This window comes from Aeromonas sp. PrichA-15 (assembly GCF_017939245.1).
Taxonomy (GTDB): domain Bacteria; phylum Pseudomonadota; class Gammaproteobacteria; order Enterobacterales; family Aeromonadaceae; genus Aeromonas; species Aeromonas caviae.
This window is the reverse complement of record NZ_JAGKRH010000107.1, coordinates 24,000-42,987: the sequence shown is the minus strand read 5'-3', so window position 1 is coordinate 42,987 and position 18,988 is coordinate 24,000. Positions and strand designations below refer to the sequence as shown.

The following is an 18,988-nucleotide window of genomic DNA, read 5'->3' as shown; positions in this document are numbered from 1 at the left end:
CCCGATGCACACGAGTGTGCTGGAAGGGGTGAACAACAAGATCAAAGTGATAAAGCGCATGGCATATGGATTTAGGGACTCAGAATACTTTTTTCTGAAAATCAAGGCGGCCTTCCCCGGAAAGCCGCGATGAACCTTTTTTTATGGGATCTGCCCAGGTTCAACCGCGAAACAGCTCCACCTTGTCTCCATCCTGCAGGCTGCCGGCGCCGCGCACCACCACCTTGTCTCCCTGCTTGAGAGCGCCGCTCACCGCAACCTCCCGGCTGTCCCCAAAGAGCACGGTGACCGGCACCCGGTTCACCGTGAGCGCCTCGCCGCTCTGCTCCACCTGATAGACCACGCTTCCCTCGGTGCCGAGCACCAGGGCATCCCGTGGCAGCAGCATGGTGTGCTGCTCTCCCATTGGCAGCGCCACCCGCACTGGCGAGCCGATGATGAACGAGCCCGCTTCCGGCTTGAGGCGCAGCTCGATGAGCCGTGACTTGGGATCGGCGCTCGCCGCCCGCTGGTAATAGATGGCGTGGCTACTGAGCTGCTCCCCTTCCACCCGCAACCGGGCCTGGGTGGCCAGTTGCCGGGCCCAGGCAATAGGCGCACGCAACCGGATATCCGGCTGGTCCGGATTGACCAGCTCAAGCGCCTGTTCGCCCGCATCCACATGCTCCCCCGGCTGGATGAAGTGTTCATTCACCACCCCGTCAAACGGGGCAAAGATGCGGCTTCTGCGCAGCTGCTCCTCAATCTGGCGCACCTGCACCCGCGCAAGCTGCTCGGACAGCTCAGCCTGCTCCACGTCATAACGCGCCTTGTCATACTGGCTCTGGGAAGCACTCTTTTGCTGGTGCAAACGATCCAGGCGCTGGAACTCGGCGCGAGCGTAACGCAGGTTGCTCCCCTCTCTGGCTTGTTCCGCCCTCGCCTGCTCCAGCGAGAGGCGCAGGGTCGCGCTGTCCAGGCGCAACAACTCGTCCCCCGCCTTCACCCGGCTGCCAAACTCGGCTATCCACTCCACCCGACCGCTCACTTCGGCGCTGAGCGCCGCCTGCTGGCGGCTCGCCACCGTGCCGCTGACCCAGATGCTGGCCCCCGCCTCTCCCTGGGCCACCTCCGCCAGCGTCACCATCTTGCTTTGTGCAAGCGCAGGCAGCCCGCCAGTCAGCAGCAGGGCCCCCACCACCATCCTTGTGAAACCTTGTGTCATCGATGAGCTCCTTGCTCAGGCACGCTGCCGAAGGGCGTGCGGTATGTCGGTCTGCTCCCCCAACCGCAGGAAGACGGGCAACAGGATCAGGGTGAAGAGGGTGCTGCAACTCATGCCGCCGACGATGACGGTGGCCAGCCCCCGGTAGATTTCGCTCCCCTCGCTCGGACTCAGCATCAGGGGCAGCATGCCGAAGATGCTGGTGAGGCTGGTCATGGCGATGGGACGCATCCGGCTTTGCAGAGCATCGGTGACTGCCGACTGTCGGCTCATCCCCTCCCGCTCGGCCATCCTGGTCTGGTGCACTAGCAGAATGGCGTTGTTGACCACCAACCCGAGCAGGATGACGAAGCCGATGATAGTGAGCAAGTCCATCGGCAGCGGCGCCACCAGACCGCTCAGGTGCAGCGCCAGCACGCCGCCTACGGTGGCGAGTGGCAAGGTGAGCAGCACCAGCACGGCATCCTTGAGGGAGGCGAAGACCCCCCACAGCAGAATGAGCAGTATCATCACGGCGAACAGGAAGATGCTGCCGAGGTTGCCGAGCGCCTGTTGCAGGCTGTCGGCATTGCCGGCGACCCGCAGCTCCCCCCCGGCCGGCAGCAACGGCCGGATGGCGGCAAAGCTCTTGTGCTGCAGGGTGTCGAGCACCTGCTCCATGCTCATCCCCGCAGGAGGCGATATCTGCAGGCTGATGCTGCGCCGCCCATCGGATCGGAAGATGCTCTCAGGCCCGAGTTGCGGCTCTACCCGCAGCAGTTCCCCAAGGGGAACGATACGCCCGGACGGGGTAGCAAGCGGCACCGCCTTGAGCTCGTCCGGGTTGGCGGAGGCCTGCCCCATCAGCAGGATGTCGAGCCGCTCATCCCCGTCGAAATATTCGCCGACCCGCAGACCATCGCCAAAGGTCTGGATGATTGCGGGCATGGGGGAGCGATCCCAGCCCACCTCGGCCAGGCGCCTGTCCTGGGGCACCAGCCGAAGCTCGGGAGCGGTGAAATCGAGCCCGGGTTCTGGCCTGACCTGGGCGCCGGGCAAGTCCCGCTGCACTATGGTCATGCTCTCCCGGGCCGCCTGATAGAGTTCGGGCAGCCCACCTCCCTGGATCAGCAGGGAGATGCTGTTTTCACTGTCAAAACCGCCAAACAGGGACCCCTGACCGCCAAACACCCGGGTGTCGGGAATGCCCACCAGCAATTGCTTCATCAAAAGCTGCTCCAGTACCTTGATCTGGCTCTCCTCCTTTGGCCGCACCCCGATCTGGGCACCGCCCGGGTAGCGCAGGATGTAGTAGTTCTTGAGGACAGGATCCTTCTCCCCTTTCATATAGGGGTCGAGGCGAGCAATCAGGGTATCGATCACCTCTTCCCGCTGGGCCTTGAGATTGACCCCCGGGGTGAAACTCATCCAGACATCGATGGCGTCCCGCTTCACATCCGGCAGGTAGTTCATCTTGGGCAGCAGCAGCCAGCTCGCCAGCACAGGCCCCGTCATCATCAGGACGATGATGGCCCAGCGCCTGGGGGCGGTGGCAGTCCAGCGGATCACATGGCGAGTGGCGCGGCACCACAGGCGCTCAAAGGGATCAATCAGCCGCTCGTGCCCCATCCAGCGCGCCGCCACCGCAGGCAACACCGTGACCGCCACCACCATGGAGACGGTCACCGCGCAGGCGATGGTGAGCGCAAGATCGGCAAACAACTGCCCTTCCACATCGTTGAGCAGGAGCACCGGCAGGAAGATGGCGACCGTGGTCAGGGTGGACGCCACCAGAGCGGTCCACACCCGGCGGGTGCCCTCCAGCGCCGCCTCTCCCTTGCTGATGTCACCCCGCTCATGGCGCCGGTAGATGCTCTCCAGCACAACGATGGCGGCGTCGAGCACCATGCCGACCGCAAACGCAATGCCCGCCAGGGAGATGATATTGAGGGTCCGCCCCATCACCTTGAGCAGGCAGAAGGTGAGCATGATGCTGATGGGAATGGCGATCGCGATCATCAGGGTCGCCTTGAGCTGGCGCAGAAAGACCCAGAGGATGGCGCAGGAGAGCAGCACTCCTAGCCCCAGGTTGGCGGTCACCATGCTCACCGCCCGGTTGATGTAGAGGGAAGCGTCAAACGACTGCTCCATGTGCAGGCCAACCGGCTCCAGCACCTCCCGGTTGAGCTCCCCGACCTTGGCCTTGATCCCCTCGAGCGCCGCCAGGGCATTGGCACCGCTCTCCTTGAAGATCTGCGCCGCGATGGCGGTGTTGCCGTTCTGGATGCGCAACACCGGGTTCTCCTCCCGGGCCACTCTGATCTCGGCAACGTCCCGCAGATAGATGGGCAGGCCGTCACGCCAGTCCACCACCTTGTCCCCCAGGGCCGCCACGTCATAGCGACCGGCAAAGCGCAGCTTGTACTCCCAGCGTCCGATGTCGAGGGTGCCGGCCGACACATCCCAGCCCGTCGTTGCCCGGCTGGCAAGCACTGGGATCTCCACCCCCAGCTCGGCGGCGCGGTAAGGGTCGAAACGGATCTGGATCTGGCGCTCGTTGATCCCCTCGATGTCGACCGTGGACACCCCGGGGATCCGCTCCAGCTCGGGCTTGACCCTCGCCTCGATCAGCGCCTGGTGATCGTCTATCTCCCCCTTGGCGCCGGGCAGTTGCTGGATGAAGAAGAAGGTCAGGGTGTCGTTGCTGCTGTAGTTGTTGACGTAAGGACCGCCGATGTTGTCCGGCAGCCCCGAGACCCGGTTCAGGCGGGAGATGACGTCAAGCTGGGCCCGCTGCATGTCGGTGCAGAGGGCAAACTCCATGTCGATTTCGGTGAAGCCGGGGTAGCTGTTGCTGCTGAGGCTCTTGAGCCCCTGTACCCCCTGCATCTCCTGCTCGATGGGATCGGTTATCTCCGACTCCATCTCCTGGGGCGAGGCCGAACGCCAGTCCACCGTGATGTTGAGGTGAGGACGGTCTATGTCGGGAAACAGCTGGACGGGCAGTCCACGGATGCTGAGCAGGCCCAGCAAAAAAATCAGCACGACCGAGACCGCCACCCAGATGGGGCGTTCGATCGCCGTTTTGGCGAGGTTCATTCACTCTTCCTGAGTTGTTGTTATCGGCCATTCCGATGGCCTTGCTTCCTGCCCCAAGGGTGGGGGCCATTGCATTAAACTGGAATTAATCGACCTTGTAAATGCCTGGTTAAACAACAAAAAACCGGCCACTAGGGCCGGTTGTCGGTTTACGCTCGGGGTCAGGCTGCATGCTCGACCGGGTTCGGTTGAGACAATCCTTCCAGCTCGCCAGGAGCGAAGTTGTCCACCTGGATCGCCTCGTAGCGCAAGGCATCGGCGGCCAGCAGCTTGTCCGCCTCCTCCTTGCCGAGGATGGACTGGGACAGGGCGGCAGCCACCAGCTCAGGCAGCGCCAGCTTGCGGGGCAGTCTGCCCTCTTTCTGGGCCTGCACCAGCTTCTTCTCGATGGGCTGCACCGAGACCATGGCCTGGAAGGCACGCTCCATCAGCCCCACCGGATCCGCCTCGTCCTTGCCCACATAACAGAGCGCGGTCAGACGATCCCGGAACTCGCCCGGCGTCATCATGGCCAGACAGATGGCATGGCAGCGATCGTCCGCCGGCATCTTGTAACCAACGCCGAACGGGAACACCACCCGCTTGAGTACGGCACCCACCACCTTGTTCGGGAAGTTCTGGAAGAAGCCCTCGAACGCCTTGCCAATCAGGTAGAGGTTGCGCTCCACCGCATACTGCACGAACGGCAGGTCAGAGACCATGCGGCCCTGATCCTCGTAATGCTTGAGGGTGGCGGAGGCCAGGTAGAGGTGGCTCAGCACATCACCCAGACGGGCGGAGATCATCTCCTTGCGCTTGAGATCGCCACCCAGCATCAGCATGGAGACGTCGGCGCACAGGGCCAGCCCCTTGCTCATGCGGGAGAGTTGCTTGTAGTAGCGGGCGGTTTCGCCGGCCACCGGGGCACTGTTGAACTGACCCAGGGTCAGCCCCTGGAACAGGGCACCGAAGAAGTTGCCGGTACCGAAGGCGATGTGCTTCATCAGTAGGGCGTCAAACTTCTCGAGACCGCGCTCCACATCGGTGTCGGCCGCCGCTTCCAGCTCGGCAAACACATACGGATGGCAGCGGGTGGCCCCTTGCCCGAAGATCATCAGGTTGCGGGTCAGGATGTTGGCCCCTTCCACCGTGATGGCCACCGGAATGCCCATGTAGGCGTAGCCGGTGTAGTTTTTCGGGCCCAGCTGGATGGCGCGACCGGCATGGATGTCCATGGAGTCATCCATCACCTGGCGGGCCATCTCGGTCATGTGGTACTTGGAAATCGCGGTGACGATGGCCGGTGCCTGACCCAAATCCAGGGAACCTGCGGTCATGCGACGAGCGCCTTCGAGCTGATAGGTGAGGCCGCCAATGCGGGCCAGCGCTTCCTGCACCCCTTCAAACTTGCCGATGGACATGCCGAACTGCTTGCGCACGTAGGAGTAGGCGCCCACGGTGCGGCTCGCCATGTGACCACAGGCGGTACCCAGAGCAGGCAGCGAGATGCCGCGACCGGCGGAGAGGCACTCCACCAGCATGCGCCAGCCACGGCCGGCGTAATCCGGGCCACCGATGATCCAGTCGAGCGGAATGAACACATCCTTGCCGAAGGTCGGGCCGTTCAGGAACGCCAGCCCCATGGGGTAGTGGCGATCGCCGACGCGCACGCCTGGGTGACTGGTCGGGATCAGCGCGCAGGTGATGCCGATCTCTTCCTTGTCACCCAGCAGTTTTTCCGGGTCATAGAGCTTGAACGCCAGCCCCAGCACGGTGGCGCGCGGCGCCAGGGTGATGTAGCGCTTGTTCCAGTTCAGGCGAATACCCAGCACCTCTTCCCCCTTGTGCACCCCCTTGCAGACGATCCCCTTGTCCGGGATGGCGCCCGCATCGGAGCCCGCTTCCGGCCCGGTCAGGGCGAAGCAGGGCACCTCCTTGCCGTTGGCCAGCCCCGGCAGCCAGAAATCTTTCTGGGCCTGGGTGCCGTAATGCATCAGCAGCTCGCCCGGGCCGAGGGAGTTGGGCACCATGACGGTGACCGCGACGCTCAGGCTCTTGGTGGCGATACGGGTGACGATGGTGGAGTTGGCAATCGCCGAGAACTCGCGGCCGCCGTAGGATTTCGGGATGATCAGGGAGAAGAAGCCTTCTTTCTTCAGATAGTCCCACACCGGCTCCGGCAGGTCCTTGGTCTCGTTGACGATCTTGAAGTCGTCCACCATGGCGAGCAGGGTTTCGACCTGGTTGTCGATAAAGGCCTGCTCTTCTGCGCTCAGCTCGGCCTTGCCGTAGCCGTGCAGTTTCTTCCAGTCCGGGTTGCCGCGAAACAGCTCCCCGTCCCACCAGACGGAGCCGGCCTCCATGGCCTCCCGCTCGGTGGCCGACAGGGGCGGCAGTATCTTCTTGAAGATGCCGAACACGGGGCGGGTCACCACCTTTTTACGGATGGCGGGGACACCGAGCACCACGGCTATCGCCAGCACCAGCAGGACAAGCAATGTGATCATACCGAAGTTCCTTCTATTTCACTGTTTCCGTTGATTATTGTTAGGTGTTACACGGCCAGGGAGAGCCTGGTCGACTCCACGGGCGCCCCGACACCGGACGCCAGATAAGGAATGACGTTGCGCACCAGCCCTTCCACATCGAGCTGCTGGCCAAAATCGGCCTGGGCGATGTCACGCAGGGCATCCGCAGAGGCCATGGTGAAGACGACTGTGCCCAGGGTGAAGTGCAGGCGCCAGAAGAGATCCGCTGGCGACAAATCCGGATTGGCCTTGGAGATGGCCTGGGTGATCCCGTGCAGGGTCGCCCCATAATGGGTGGTAATAAAGCGGCGCAGGTGGCCCTGACTGTCGATATAGCCGCGCCCCAGCAACTGCATGAAGAGCGCCGGACCATTCGCCCTGACGGCCGACAGTTTCATCAGAGGTTCGACAAAGCTCTCGAACACCTGCAACAGGGTCAGCTGATCCTGCGCCATCAACGTCTGCAACCGCCCGTCCAGTGCCGGCATGAAGAGGCTCAGATAACGGTCGAGCACCGCCTGGATAAGCTCCTTCTTGGAGCCGAAGTGATAATTGACCGAAGCCAGGTTCACATCGGCCTCGCTGGTGATCAGACGCAACGAGGTATCGGCGAACCCCCGCTCGGCAAACAGCACCTCGGCGGCATCGAGAATACGGTTCTTGGTATCGATTTTACTCACTGGACACCTCACTTAAACGAATGTTTAAAAAGTACGTTTCACGCCCACCCATGTCAAGAGAATGTGAACAAGTGTTGGCTAAATGTTTTTAATCAAAAAAGAGGGAAGATGGCGGGAACTTCGCGGCGAGACGGCACTCTATATCTATGCCACTGCAATTAAACATTAAGTCTCGCCCAACCTGCGTCATGCTAGTTGGGCATTTTTTTGCCCTGCCGTCACCCGATGCGCTAAAAGAGAACCAAAAAAAACCGTCGCAGGGGCGACGGCGGGGAAAACGGGTCTGACCATCCAGTGTCGACCCATCGATGGGTGTTCAGGCTTGCATCGATGTCGCCATCCTCGCAGTGAAACGTCATCAGACTTTGTCAGCACAGACCCAAATTGTGACAAAGTATGGCAACCAGCCACATGGCCCGGCTTCGCCAATCTTGCTATGCTGTCGCCTCATGCCAGAGGGGAGAGAAGATGAAGTATACGGTCGATACCCACACGCACACCGTCGCCAGCACCCACGCCTACAGCACCATTCACGATTACCTGCCCATCGCCAAAGCCAAGGGGATCAAGCTGTTCGCCACCACGGACCATGGCCCGGACATGGCAGATGCCCCGCATTACTGGCATTTCGTCAATCTGCACGTGTTGCCCAGGGTCGTGGACGGGGTCGGCATCCTGCGCGGCATCGAAGCCAACATCAAGAACATCGACGGTGAAATAGACTTCCCCGAGCGCTACGAATCGCGGCTCGACATGATCATGGCGGGCTTTCACGAACCGGTGTTTCCCCCCTGCGATCAGGCGACCCATACCCAGGCCATGATCAACGCCATTCGAAGTGGTCGGGTCGACATGATAAGCCACCCCGGCAACCCCGCCTTCCCCATCGATATCCAGGCGGTGGTCAAGGCAGCGGCAGAGTATCGAGTGGCGCTGGAGGTTAACAACTCCTCGTTCAGTCACTCCCGTGCAGGCAGCGAAAGCAACTGCCGCGCCATCGTCGAGGCAGCGCGCGATCTGGGTGCCTACCTCACTTTCGGCTCCGACTCCCACGTGGCTTTCAGCCTCGGCGACTTTGATCACTGCCATCGGCTGGTCACCGAAGCCAACTTCCCACATGAGCGGATCCTGGCCCGCTCCCCCCGCGCACTGCTCGATTTTCTCGAGAGCCGCGGCCGTGCTCACATCCCGGAGTTCGTTGACCTCTGATATGCCTTAACATCATGAGCCAACTCATAAAATCGAGTTGGCTCAATTGACTTGTCCGGCTTTTTTCACGACTCTGAACATCAAGCCGCCGGTATAGCTCAGTTGGTAGAGCAGCGCATTCGTAATGCGAAGGTCGTAGGTTCGACTCCTATTACCGGCACCAGACAGACGAAGGGTTGGCCTCAGTGCGAGGCCAACCCTTCGTGCTTTTTGTCCCGGGTCTCTGGCCAAGACGCCGGTGTGACTGTGCCAGAACACCCTCCCCTTCCAGGACACCGCCATCCGCGACGGTCCTGTTCATCTTTCAGAGCCTGACGCACCAACCTGGCCCCACCATCAGAGAGGGCAGCCAGGCAGCCACGCCCCGGCTGCACCTGGGTGAGCATCGTTATCCCGGGGCCCCTCAGCGCTGGGCATAGATCTGGTCGAACACCCCGCCCTCCTTGAAGTGAGTGCGCTGGATCACAGGCCACTCGCCAAAGGCCTTCACCACGTCGAGGAAGGTGGCGTTCGGGAAACGGTCTGCGAACTCGGCGAGGATCGCCGGGTTGCGCGGGCGTAGATAGTTGCTGGCAGCAATGCGTTGGCCTTCGTCAGACCAGAGATAGGCCAGATAGGCTTCGGCCTCCTTGCGGGTACCCTGCTTGTCGACCACCTTGTCCACCACTGACACCGGCAGCTCGGCCACGGCGGTGACGCTCGGATAGACCACCTCGAAGCTGCCACGACCGAACTCCCGGGCAATCATCTCGGCTTCGTTTTCGAACGTGACCAGCACGTCCCCTATGCGGTTCTGGATGAAGGTGGTGGTGGCAGCGCGGCCGCCGGTGTCGAGCACGGGAACCTGCTTGAACAGCTTGCCGACAAATGCCCTGGCCGCATCTTCATCGCCCCCCTGCTCCAGCACATACCCCCAGGCAGACAGATAGGTGTAGCGGCCGTTCCCCGAGGTCTTGGGGTTGGGCACGATGACCTGTACCCCCTCCTTGAGCAGATCAGGCCAATCCTTCAACCCCTTAAGGTTGCCCTTTCGCACGATGAACACGGTGGCCGAGGTGAAGGGGGCGCTGTGATCCGGCAGGCGATCCGCCCACCCCTTGGGCACCAGGCCCCCATGCTCGGCGAGGGCGTTGATGTCGGTGGCCATGTTCATGGTGATGACATCGGCGGGCAGGCCGTCGATGACGGCGCGCGCCTGCTTGCTCGATCCGCCGTGGGACATGTTGATCTGCAGTGGCTCCCCGCCTTCGGCCTGCCAGTGCTTCAGGAAGGCTTCGTTGTACTCCTTGTAAAAATCGCGCATCACGTCATAGGAGGCGTTGAGCAGGGTGGTCGCCTGGGCCAGCGGGGCGAGAGCCAGTCCTGCAACAAGCAGGGTGGCCGGCACGAGTCGTTTCATTTCACATCCTTGGAATGAGGGGCGAGTGACTGACTATAAGAGTCGACCATTTATTCTTTGAAAGAATAATTACTGCTCAGCTTATGCGATAAATGGCATCTCCTGGGTCCGGTGCAACGGATGACGGCGATGAGGTGGTCACCTCCAGGCAGGTCATGATGGTTGCCGAGGGCGGCGCCCATGAGCGTGGGGCTCCTCCTGCCCGCGCCCTGCCCCGGGCAGGGAGCGCCGTTGTCACCTGCCTCGATTTGGCTTCTCGACATGACAGATAAAAAAACGGGGCGAACCTAGTGGTTCGCCCCTGATGCTTTTTACGTCAACCCCAAGGGGTCAACCCTGTTTGTCTGATGCCGGCTCTGCGTCCTTCGGCGCCTGCCAGCCGCCACCGACGGCCTTGTAGAGGGCGACCTGGTTACTCAGCTGGGCGAGCCGGGTGCTGATGAGCCCCTGCTTGGCGCTGAACAGGGAGCGCTGGGCATCGAGGCGGGTCAGGTAGCTGTCCACCCCTTGCTCGTAACGCACCTCCGCCAGCCTGAAGTAAGTCTGGTTGGCATCCACCAGCGCCTGTTGCGCCTGCAGCTGCTGCGCGTAGTCCGCCTGGGCACCGAGGGTGTCCGCGACCTCCTTGAAGGCGGTCTGGATGCTCTTCTCGTAGCTCGCCACCGCCTGCCTGGTCCCCACCTCGGCCACGTCCAGATCCGCAACGCGCTTGCCGCCATCGAAGATGGGCAGATTGATCTGGGGCATGAAGGTCCAGGTGCCGGTGCCGCCGTCAAACAGACCACTCAGCTGGTTGCTGGCGGTGCCCGCCGTCGCGGTGAGCGAGATGGTCGGGAAGAAGGCGGCGCGGGCCGCCCCTATGTTGGCGTTGGCCGCCTTCAGGTTGTGCTCCGCCGCCAGGATGTCCGGGCGTTGCTGCAACAGGCTGGAGGGCGCTCCCACCGGGATCGGCGCCAGTTTCACCTCGGCCAGGGTGGCCGGTTGTGCCGCCAGCACCGGGATATCTGTGCCAAGCAGCAGGGCCAGACCGTTTCTGTCCTGCTTCACCAGACGCTGGTATTGCGCCTGGCTGACCTTGGCGTTTTCCAGTGCCGTGCGCCCCTGGGCCAGCTCCATCTCGGAGGCGGCGCCCAAGCGGTATTTGTGCTCGGTCAGGGCATAGCTCTCCTGCTCGGTGGCGAGGGTCGCCTGGCTCAGGGCCAGCAACTCCTGATCCGCCAGCAGGGTGAAGTAGGCATTGGCCACCGAGGCCACCAGCGCAATCTGGGTGCTGCGCTGGGTCTCGATTTGCGCCAGATAGGTCTCAAGGGCCTGATCTTTCAGGCTCTGGATCCGGCCAAACAGATCCAGCTCATAGGCGGTGATGCCGATGTTGGCGCCGTACTGGCTGCTGATGGTGCCCTGCCCCGTACTACTGAGATCATCGGATCCCTGCTGGCGGGTACCGCTGCCACTGGCGGCCAGGGTCGGCAACTGGGCCGCCCGCTGGATACGGTATTTCGCCTCGTAGGCCTCGACGTTGAGGGCTGCCAGGCGCAGATCCCGGTTGCTCTCAAGGGCGGTGCCGATCAGCGTCTGCAGGGCCGGGTCCTGGAACTGCTGGCGCCAGGGGGCAAGTTCCCCCTTGGCGGCCAGGTCAGCTTGCCAGGAGGCACCTTGGGGCAGCTCGGGGCGCTGGTAGTCGGGGGCCATGGAGCAGCCCCCCAGCATCAGGGTCACACCAAGGGCGATCAGGGTCTTAGTCATGGTTGATCTCCTTGGTGTGGACACTCTCTTCCCCGGCATGCTTGCGTTCGGTGAAATAGCGCATCACCAGCACGAAGAACAGCGGCACGAAGAAGATGGCGAGCACGGTGGCACTGATCATCCCCCCCATCACGCCGGTCCCGATGGCGTTTCGGCTGCTGGCGCCCGCCCCGGTACTGATCACCAGGGGCAATACCCCCAGGATGAAGGCGAGCGAGGTCATCAGGATGGGGCGCAGGCGCTGACGCGAGGCCTCCACCACCGCATCCCCGAGCCTCATCCCCTTGTCGTGCAGCTCCTTGGCGAACTCGACGATGAGGATGGCGTTCTTGGCCGACAGCCCGATCGTGGTGAGCAGGCCCACCTGGAAGTAGACGTCATTCTCAAGCCCGCGCAGGGTCGCGGCCAAAATGGCCCCCAGCACCCCGAGCGGCACCACCAGCATGACCGAGAACGGAATGCTCCAGCTCTCGTAGAGGGCCGCCAGACAGAGGAAGACCACCAGGAGCGAGATGGCGTACAGGGCCGGCGCCTGGGAGCCTGCCTGACGCTCCTGGAAGGAGAGGCCGGTCCACTCGATACCGATCCCTTCCGGCAACTGTTTCACCATCTCCTCGATGGCAGCCATGGCATCACCCGTACTCTTGCCCGGGGCCGCCTCACCGACGATCTCCATGGCGGAGACACCGTTGTAGCGCTCAAGACGGGGCGAGCCGAAGCTCCACTCCGTGCTGGCAAAGGCGGAGAAGGGCACCATCTGGCCCGCGCTGTTGCGCACGTACCACAGCTTCAGATCTTCCGGGTTCATCCGGAAAGGGGCATCCGCCTGCAGATAGACCTTCTTGACCCGGCCTCTGTCGACGAAGTCGTTCACATAAGAGGAGCCCCAGGCCGCAGACAGGGTGTTGTTGATGTCGGTGATGGAGAGCCCCTGGGCCAGCGCCTTCTCGTAATCGATCTTGATGTCGAGCTGGGGCGTGTCTTCCATCCCGTTCGGGCGTACCCGCACCAGGTTGGGATCCTGCGACGCCATGCCGAGCAACTGGTTGCGCGCCTGCATCAGCTTCTCATGACCCAGACCGCCGCGGTCCTGCAGGAAGAAGTCGAAGCCGGTGGCCGTGCCGAGTTCCGGAATGGGGGGCAGGTTGAAGGCGAAGACCTGGGCTTCCTTGATGCTGAACAGGAACCCCATGGCGCGGCCGATGATGGCATTGGCGCTGCGCTCTTCTCCCTTGCGCTCACTCCAGTCCTTGAGCTTGATGAAGGCCATGCCGCTGTTCTGACCGCTACCGGCGAAACTGAAGCCCGCCACCGTCAGCACGGAGTCCACGTTCTCCTTCTCGTTCTCGAGGAAGTAGTCGCGCATCTCCCCGAGCACCACCTCGGTCCGCTCCTTGGTCGCCCCCACCGGGAGCTGCACCATGGACATGATGACCCCCTGATCCTCTTCCGGCAGGAAGGAGGTGGGCATGCGCATGAAGAGCACCGCCAGCACCGCCAGCATGGCCAGATAGATGATGCCGTAGCGGGTGCCCTGCTTGATCACCTTGCGCACGCCGTTCTGGTAACGGTTGGCGTTGGTGTCGAAGAAGCGGTTGAACCAGCCGAAGAAGCCGCGCTGGGCGCCGAATTCACCGTGCTTCATGGGTTTGAGCAGGGTGGCGCAGAGCGCCGGTGTCAGGATCAAGGCCACCAGCACCGAGAGCACCATGGCCGAGACGATGGTGAGGGAGAACTGGCGATAGATCGCACCGGTAGAGCCACCGAAGAAGGCCATGGGCACGAACACCGCCGACAGCACCAGGGCGATGCCCACCAGGGCGCCGGTGATCTGGGTCATGGACTTGCGGGTCGCCTCGAGGGGGGAGAGATCCTCCTCGCTCATCAGACGCTCCACGTTCTCCACCACCACGATGGCGTCATCCACCAAGAGGCCGATGGCGAGCACCAGACCGAACATGGTCAGGGTGTTGATGGAGAAGCCGAAGGCCGCCATCACCCCGAAGGTGCCGAGCAGGACCACGGGCACCGCGATGGTCGGAATCAGGGTTGCCCGGAAGTTCTGCAAGAACAGATACATGACGCAGAACACCAGGAAGATCGCCTCGATCAGGGTCTGCACCACCTCCTTGATGGAGATCTTCACGAACGGCGTGGTGTCGTAGGGATAGACGATCTCCATGTTGGCCGGGAAGTACTCGGAGAGTTCACCCAGCTTGGTCCGCACGTGCTCGGCGGTGTCCAGGGCGTTGGCACCGGTCGCCAGCTTGATGGCGACGGCGGCGGTGGCCTGGCCGTTGTAGAGCGCGGTCGCGTCGTAGTTTTCACCGGCAAGTTCGACCCGGGCCACGTCCTTGAGCTGGACCTTGGAGCCATCCTGGTTCACCCGCAGCAGGATGTTGTTGAACTCCTCCACGGTGGAGAGCCGGGTCTGGCCCATGATGGTGGCGGTAAATTGCTGATCGCTCACCGCAGGGGTCCCCCCCAGCTTGCCGAAGGCAACCTGGGCATTCTGGGCCTTGATGGCGGCCTGAATGTCGGCCGGGGTCATCTGCACCCGGTTGAGCTTGTGCGGATCCAGCCAGACGCGCATGGAGTACTGGCTGCCGAACAAGGTGATGTCACCGACCCCGTCCAGACGGCTCAGGGGCTCCTTGATGTTGGCTACCACATAGTCCGCCAGGTCATCGTTGGTCATGGCGCCATCGGTGGAGATGAAGGCGGCCACCATCAGGAAGCTGCTGGAGGTCTTCTGTACCCGCACGCCCTGTTGCTGCACCTCTTGGGGCAGGAGCGACATGGCCTGTTGCAGCTTGTTTTGCACCTGCACCTGGGCGATGTCGGGATCCGTACCCGGCTTGAAGGTGAGGGTCACGCTGACGTTCCCTGACGAGTCCGATTGCGCCGACATGTAGAGCAGGTGATCCAGCCCGGTCATGTTCTGCTCGATGATCTGGGTCACCGAGTCTTCCACCGTCTTGGCGGAGGCCCCCGGGTAGCTGGCGGAGATGCCAACCGCCGGCGGGGCGATGGTCGGGTACTGGGCCACCGGCAGGCCGATGATGGCCATGGCCCCGGCCAGCATGATCACCAGGGCGATCACCCAGGCGAAAATGGGTCTATCTATGAAAAAACGTGCCATGAGGCGACTACTCCATCCTACTGCTTGGTTGCCGGGGTCTGTTGTGCGCTGTTGCCGGCACGTTCAGTGGGCGCCACCACGACCCCGGGTTTGACTTTCTGCAGACCGGCGACGATCACCTTCTCGCCAGCCTTGAGACCGGACTCCACCACCCAGCTGTCGCCGGACATGCGGCCGACCTGCACTTCACGCAGTTCCACCTTGTTGTCCGCCGTCACCACCATGACGGTGGCACCGCCCTTGGGGGTACGGGTCACGGCAGTCTGGGGCACCAGCAGGCCTTGCGGGCGCTCGCCCTCCTGCAAGGTAGCACGCATGAACATGCCGGGCAGCAGCAGTTGATCCGGGTTGGGCACGATCACCCGCAGGGTCACCATGCCGGTCGCCTCGTCCACGGTCACGTCGGAGAACTGGAGGGCCCCTTTCTCGCCATACTGGCTGCCATCTTCCAGCTGGAAGCTGACACCGGCCCCGTCCTTCTCCCCCTGGGTCAGCTTGCCCTCGGCCACCAGGCGCTTGAGGCGCAGCAGGTCGGCGGTGGACTGGCGCACGTCCACGTACATGGGATCGAGCTGGGAGATGGAGGTGAGGCTGTCCGCCTGCTGGGCGGTCACCAGGGCACCCTCGGTCACCGCCGACTTGCCGATGCGGCCGCTGATGGGGGCCGTGATGCGGGTGTAAGCCAGGTTGATGTTGGCGGTCTGCAATGCGGCCTTGGCGGCCCCGATCTCGGCCAGCTGCTGTTTCCAGGCCGCGTCGGCGTCGTCATACTCCTGGCTGCTGATGGCTTTCACCTTCACCAGCTCGGCGTAGCGCTGGGCCTTGAGGCGGGCGCTGCGCTCGTTGGCCTCGGCCTTGGCGAGGTTGGCCTTGGCGGAAGCCACTTCGGCCTGATAGACGGCGGGATCAATCTGATAGAGCAGTTGACCGGCCTTGACGTCGCTCCCCTCGGTGAACAGGCGCTTGAGGATGATGCCGTTCACCTGGGGACGCACCTCGGCCACCCGCAGGGGGGCGGTGCGGCCGGTGAGCTCGGACAACAGTTGCAGGGGGGCCGTATGGAGGGTGACCACGTCCACGGCGGCGGGAGGCATCTCCCCCATGGCCTGCTGGGCCCCGTCCTTGTCACCACAGCCAGCCAGCAGGCCGCTTGCCAGCAAGGCAAGGCCGACCGAACGTGCGAGAATATGTTTATGCATCAAGTCTCTGAACCTCAGTTTCAATCAAAAAGAAGTGACAAAACCACAGGGTTTATAAGGCCCCTGTTGGTAAAACGGCGAAGATGAGGCAATATACATACATTCACGAATGTATGTAAGAAACTTTTTTCACTTTTAAACAGGACCGGAGTCAATGGCCAGACGCACCAAAGAAGAGGCGCAGCAAACCCGCTGCAACATCATGAGCACGGCCCTGGATCTCTTCTGCCAACAGGGGCTGGCACGCACCAGCCTGACCGATATCGCCAAGGCGACGGACCTCACCCGGGGCGCCATCTACTGGCACTTCAAGAATAAAGAAGAGCTGTTCGTCACCCTGTGGGAGGAGCTGTGTGCCCCCCTCTCCCACCAGCTCGATGCCTGCGTCGACGAGGCGGAGCCGGATCCCCTGGGCAAGCTGCGCAGCTTTCTCAAGGAGGTGATGCTCAAGATCAGCACCGAGCCCGCCCACCAGCAGATGTTCACCATCATGTTCAATCTGGAATCCATGGAGGGAGAGGCCGCCGTCATGCGCGAGCACATGCACCTGCAATCCATGAATTTTTTCCGGGATCTGGAGATCACCCTGGCCAATGCCGTGCGTCGTGGCCAACTGCCCGAGGGGCTGGATCTGCGCCGCGCCGCCACCCTGCTCCACTGCACTCTGGACGGCTACATCATCAACTGGCTGCACTTCCCGGATCGCATCGATCTGATGGAGGAGTCGGACTTTCTCCTCGATACCCTGTTCACCCTCATCGCGAGCCCCACCCTTCGCCGCCACCCCTGAGTCGGCAAGACGCGCCGCCCCCGCCAATGCTCAACAGCCGGGGGCAAACCTGCTAGAGTAACGCCCCCCACCACGATGAGCCCGACACCCTTGCCACACGCCCCCGCGCCGGCGCACGACGCCGCCCCTCGCCCCGCCCTCGTGGCAGGCGCCCATGCCCCCTTCCTGGCCCTGCTGGGCAACGGCCGTCATCTGCTGGAGGCCGGTTGCGGGGCAGGAGAGGATCTGCGCCTCTTTCGCCAGCAAGGCCTCACCGTGACCGCCTTCGATGCGAGCCGGGCGCAGGCCGCTGCCGCCTCGCGCCTGTGCGGTCAGCCGGTGCGAGTCTGCCGCGTCGAGCAGATGCAAAGCGTCGTTCCCTATGACGGCATCTGGGCCAGCGGCTCCCTCCCCTGTCTGCCCGAACACGAGATAGCCCCGGCGCTCGGTCATCTGGCCACCCTGCTCAAGGCCGGGGGCCCCCTCTACGCCTCCTTCCCCCACGGGAAGGGCGAACCGCAACCACGGTCGGGGGAATATCCCCTGCAGACCCGGCTCGACGAGGCGGGGCTGCGACGCCTGATCGCTCCCCTCCCCTTCACCCTGCACCATGGCTGGGTGGGGGAAGATGAAGTGAACGGCCCCTGGCTGCACGCCTTGCTGGTGCGGCGCTGATCCGCGAAAGCCCCCGGGGACAGTGACACCTCACGGCATTCAGCCCGTTAACAATATTTAACCCTGAGTTAACCACCATAAAGCAGACAAGATGCGGCGTTTGTGTTAAAAAGCGGCATTAAAATCAAAATTAAATAACAAATCAGACACCAACACCTGGATTCCCCCATGAAACTCGTTCTCAATCTGGTTGCCGGTATCCTCGCCGGCCTGCTGCTCGGTCTCTATGCCCCCGAATGGGTCGCCCGCGTGCTGTTCACCGCCAAGACGGTGATAGGCCAGCTCATCACCTTCACCATCCCGCTCATCATCCTCTTCTTCATCATGAGCGGCATCGCCAGCCTGCCGAAGAACTCCGGCAAGCTGCTGGGCAAGACGGTGGGGCTCTCCTACTGCTCCACCATACTGGCGGGCCTGTTCGCCTTCACCGTGGCGAGCCACCTGATCCCGCACCTGACCACGGCCGCCGAGCCCACCGCCGAGGCAGCCACCAAGCTCGCTTCCTACATCAACCTCGAGATCCCGCCCCTGTTCGGGGTGATGTCGGCCCTGGCCGCCGCCTTCGTGTTCGGCATCGGCATCAGCGCCACCCAGGCCACCGACCTGCGCCGGGTCGCAGATCAGGGCCGTGACATCATCGACCGCCTGCTGGCTCGCGTGATCATTCCCCTGCTGCCCTTCTACATCGCCGGCGTCTTCGTCGAGATGACGGTGGAAGGTACCGTCTTCGCCACCCTCAAGACCTTCGGGGTAGTGCTGGTGATGGCCATCGTCATGCACTGGATCTGGCTCTGCGTCCTGTTCGTCGGCACCGGTCTCGCCCAGGGGCGCTCCCCCGTCATGCTCATCAAGAACATGCTGCCCGCCTACTTCACCGCCCTTGGCACCATGTCCAGCGCCGCCACCATTCCGGTGGCCCTGCAAGCCAGCAAGCGCAACGGCGTGAGCGACGGCATCGCCAACTTCACCGTGCCCCTGTGCGCCACCATCCACCTGTGCGGCTCCACCATCACCCTGGTAACCTGCGCCACGGCGGTGATGTTCCTCTCCGAACACCTGGCCATTCCGGGCTACGGCACCATGGTGCCCTTCATCATGATGCTGGGCGTCATCATGATTGCCGCGCCGGGCGCACCGGGTGGCGGTGTCATGTCCGCGCTCGGCCTGCTCACTTCCATGCTCGGCTTCGGTGAGGCCTCCATCGCCCTGATGATCGCCCTCTACCTGGCCCAGGACAGCTTCGGCACCGCCTGCAACGTCACCGGTGACGGCGTCATCGCCCTGTGGGCCGACCGCTTCGCCCGGGGCGAGCCAGCACTCAGCACCGAGCAGGACGCAGCCTGATAGCGCAGGCAATAAAAAACGGGAGCCATCGGCTCC

At 62.9% G+C, this 18,988-nt stretch carries 13 protein-coding genes and 1 tRNA gene; 6 read left to right on the top strand and 8 right to left on the bottom strand.

The features are described from left to right. Positions 1-133: transposase (locus J9889_RS14245; RefSeq protein WP_162231338.1), on the top strand; the 133-nt coding region annotated here is incomplete at its 5' end. Positions 134-160: 27 nt separating this feature from the next. Here J9889_RS14245 and J9889_RS14240 read toward each other — a convergent pair. From J9889_RS14240 to J9889_RS14225, 4 genes are all read right to left on the bottom strand, one after another. Beyond that, positions 161-1,204, bottom strand: coding sequence for an efflux RND transporter periplasmic adaptor subunit (locus tag J9889_RS14240; protein WP_210557091.1), 1,044 nt, complete (start codon positions 1,202-1,204; stop codon positions 161-163). Positions 1,205-1,219: 15 nt separating this feature from the next. After that, entirely contained in the window at positions 1,220-4,282 is a 3,063-nt protein-coding gene (locus tag J9889_RS14235) for an efflux RND transporter permease subunit (protein ID WP_210557089.1), read from the bottom strand. 161 nt (positions 4,283-4,443) lie between these two features. Further along, positions 4,444-6,768: an acyl-CoA dehydrogenase gene (locus J9889_RS14230; protein ID WP_202017020.1), complete on the bottom strand. Its 2,325-nt coding sequence runs from the start codon at positions 6,766-6,768 to the stop codon at positions 4,444-4,446. 47 nt (positions 6,769-6,815) lie between these two features. Further along, positions 6,816-7,469 carry a TetR/AcrR family transcriptional regulator gene (locus tag J9889_RS14225; RefSeq protein ID WP_005324182.1) on the bottom strand — a complete coding sequence of 218 codons (654 nt, stop codon included), beginning with the start codon at positions 7,467-7,469 and terminating at the stop codon, positions 6,816-6,818. Between the two features lie 468 nt (positions 7,470-7,937). Here J9889_RS14225 and J9889_RS14220 point away from each other — a divergent pair, with 468 nt between their 5' ends. Beyond that, entirely contained in the window at positions 7,938-8,678 is a 741-nt protein-coding gene (locus J9889_RS14220) for a phosphatase (protein WP_005324180.1), read from the top strand. Between the two features lie 87 nt (positions 8,679-8,765). Continuing rightward, a tRNA-Thr gene (locus J9889_RS14215) sits at positions 8,766-8,841 on the top strand. Between the two features lie 240 nt (positions 8,842-9,081). Here the strand turns inward: J9889_RS14215 and J9889_RS14210 are convergent. The 4 genes from J9889_RS14210 to J9889_RS14195 form a co-directional block, all read right to left on the bottom strand. Further along, positions 9,082-10,077 (bottom strand): sulfate ABC transporter substrate-binding protein, encoded by a 996-nt coding sequence (locus tag J9889_RS14210; RefSeq protein ID WP_210557086.1) that lies wholly within the window; start codon positions 10,075-10,077, stop codon positions 9,082-9,084. Positions 10,078-10,407: 330 nt separating this feature from the next. Beyond that, complete coding sequence (locus tag J9889_RS14205; RefSeq protein ID WP_103261412.1) at positions 10,408-11,823, bottom strand: efflux transporter outer membrane subunit; 1,416 nt, start codon at positions 11,821-11,823, stop codon at positions 10,408-10,410. After that, entirely contained in the window at positions 11,816-14,965 is a 3,150-nt protein-coding gene (locus J9889_RS14200; RefSeq protein ID WP_210557084.1) for an efflux RND transporter permease subunit, read from the bottom strand. Before J9889_RS14200 ends, J9889_RS14205 begins: the two co-directional genes overlap by 8 nt. A 17-nt stretch (positions 14,966-14,982) precedes the next feature. Further along, entirely contained in the window at positions 14,983-16,164 is a 1,182-nt protein-coding gene (locus tag J9889_RS14195; RefSeq protein ID WP_010673710.1) for an efflux RND transporter periplasmic adaptor subunit, read from the bottom strand. 154 nt (positions 16,165-16,318) lie between these two features. Here J9889_RS14195 and J9889_RS14190 point away from each other — a divergent pair, with 154 nt between their 5' ends. From J9889_RS14190 to J9889_RS14180, 3 genes are all read left to right on the top strand, one after another. Further along, positions 16,319-16,954, top strand: a complete 636-nt coding sequence (locus J9889_RS14190) for a TetR family transcriptional regulator (RefSeq protein WP_052815707.1) — start codon at positions 16,319-16,321, stop codon at positions 16,952-16,954. A gap of 90 nt (positions 16,955-17,044) precedes the next feature. Then, positions 17,045-17,608 carry a methyltransferase gene (locus tag J9889_RS14185; protein ID WP_234935984.1) on the top strand — a complete coding sequence of 188 codons (564 nt, stop codon included), beginning with the start codon at positions 17,045-17,047 and terminating at the stop codon, positions 17,606-17,608. A gap of 168 nt (positions 17,609-17,776) precedes the next feature. Further along, entirely contained in the window at positions 17,777-18,952 is a 1,176-nt protein-coding gene (locus tag J9889_RS14180) for a dicarboxylate/amino acid:cation symporter (RefSeq protein ID WP_042014198.1), read from the top strand. Positions 18,953-18,988: the final 36 nt, after the last annotated feature.

Excerpts from the sequence above, each read along its gene's own strand:
- J9889_RS14240 (WP_210557091.1), bottom strand. The coding sequence starts at position 1,204 with ATGACACAAGGTTTCACAAGGATGGTGGTGGGGGCCCTGCTGCTGACT.
- J9889_RS14235 (WP_210557089.1), bottom strand. The coding sequence starts at position 4,282 with ATGAACCTCGCCAAAACGGCGATCGAACGCCCCATCTGGGTGGCGGTC.
- J9889_RS14230 (WP_202017020.1), bottom strand. The coding sequence starts at position 6,768 with ATGATCACATTGCTTGTCCTGCTGGTGCTGGCGATAGCCGTGGTGCTC.
- J9889_RS14220 (WP_005324180.1), top strand. The coding sequence starts at position 7,938 with ATGAAGTATACGGTCGATACCCACACGCACACCGTCGCCAGCACCCAC.
- J9889_RS14210 (WP_210557086.1), bottom strand. The coding sequence starts at position 10,077 with ATGAAACGACTCGTGCCGGCCACCCTGCTTGTTGCAGGACTGGCTCTC.
- J9889_RS14205 (WP_103261412.1), bottom strand. The coding sequence starts at position 11,823 with ATGACTAAGACCCTGATCGCCCTTGGTGTGACCCTGATGCTGGGGGGC.
- J9889_RS14200 (WP_210557084.1), bottom strand. The coding sequence starts at position 14,965 with ATGGCACGTTTTTTCATAGATAGACCCATTTTCGCCTGGGTGATCGCC.
- J9889_RS14195 (WP_010673710.1), bottom strand. The coding sequence starts at position 16,164 with ATGCATAAACATATTCTCGCACGTTCGGTCGGCCTTGCCTTGCTGGCA.
- J9889_RS14190 (WP_052815707.1), top strand. The coding sequence starts at position 16,319 with ATGGCCAGACGCACCAAAGAAGAGGCGCAGCAAACCCGCTGCAACATC.
- J9889_RS14180 (WP_042014198.1), top strand. The coding sequence starts at position 17,777 with ATGAAACTCGTTCTCAATCTGGTTGCCGGTATCCTCGCCGGCCTGCTG.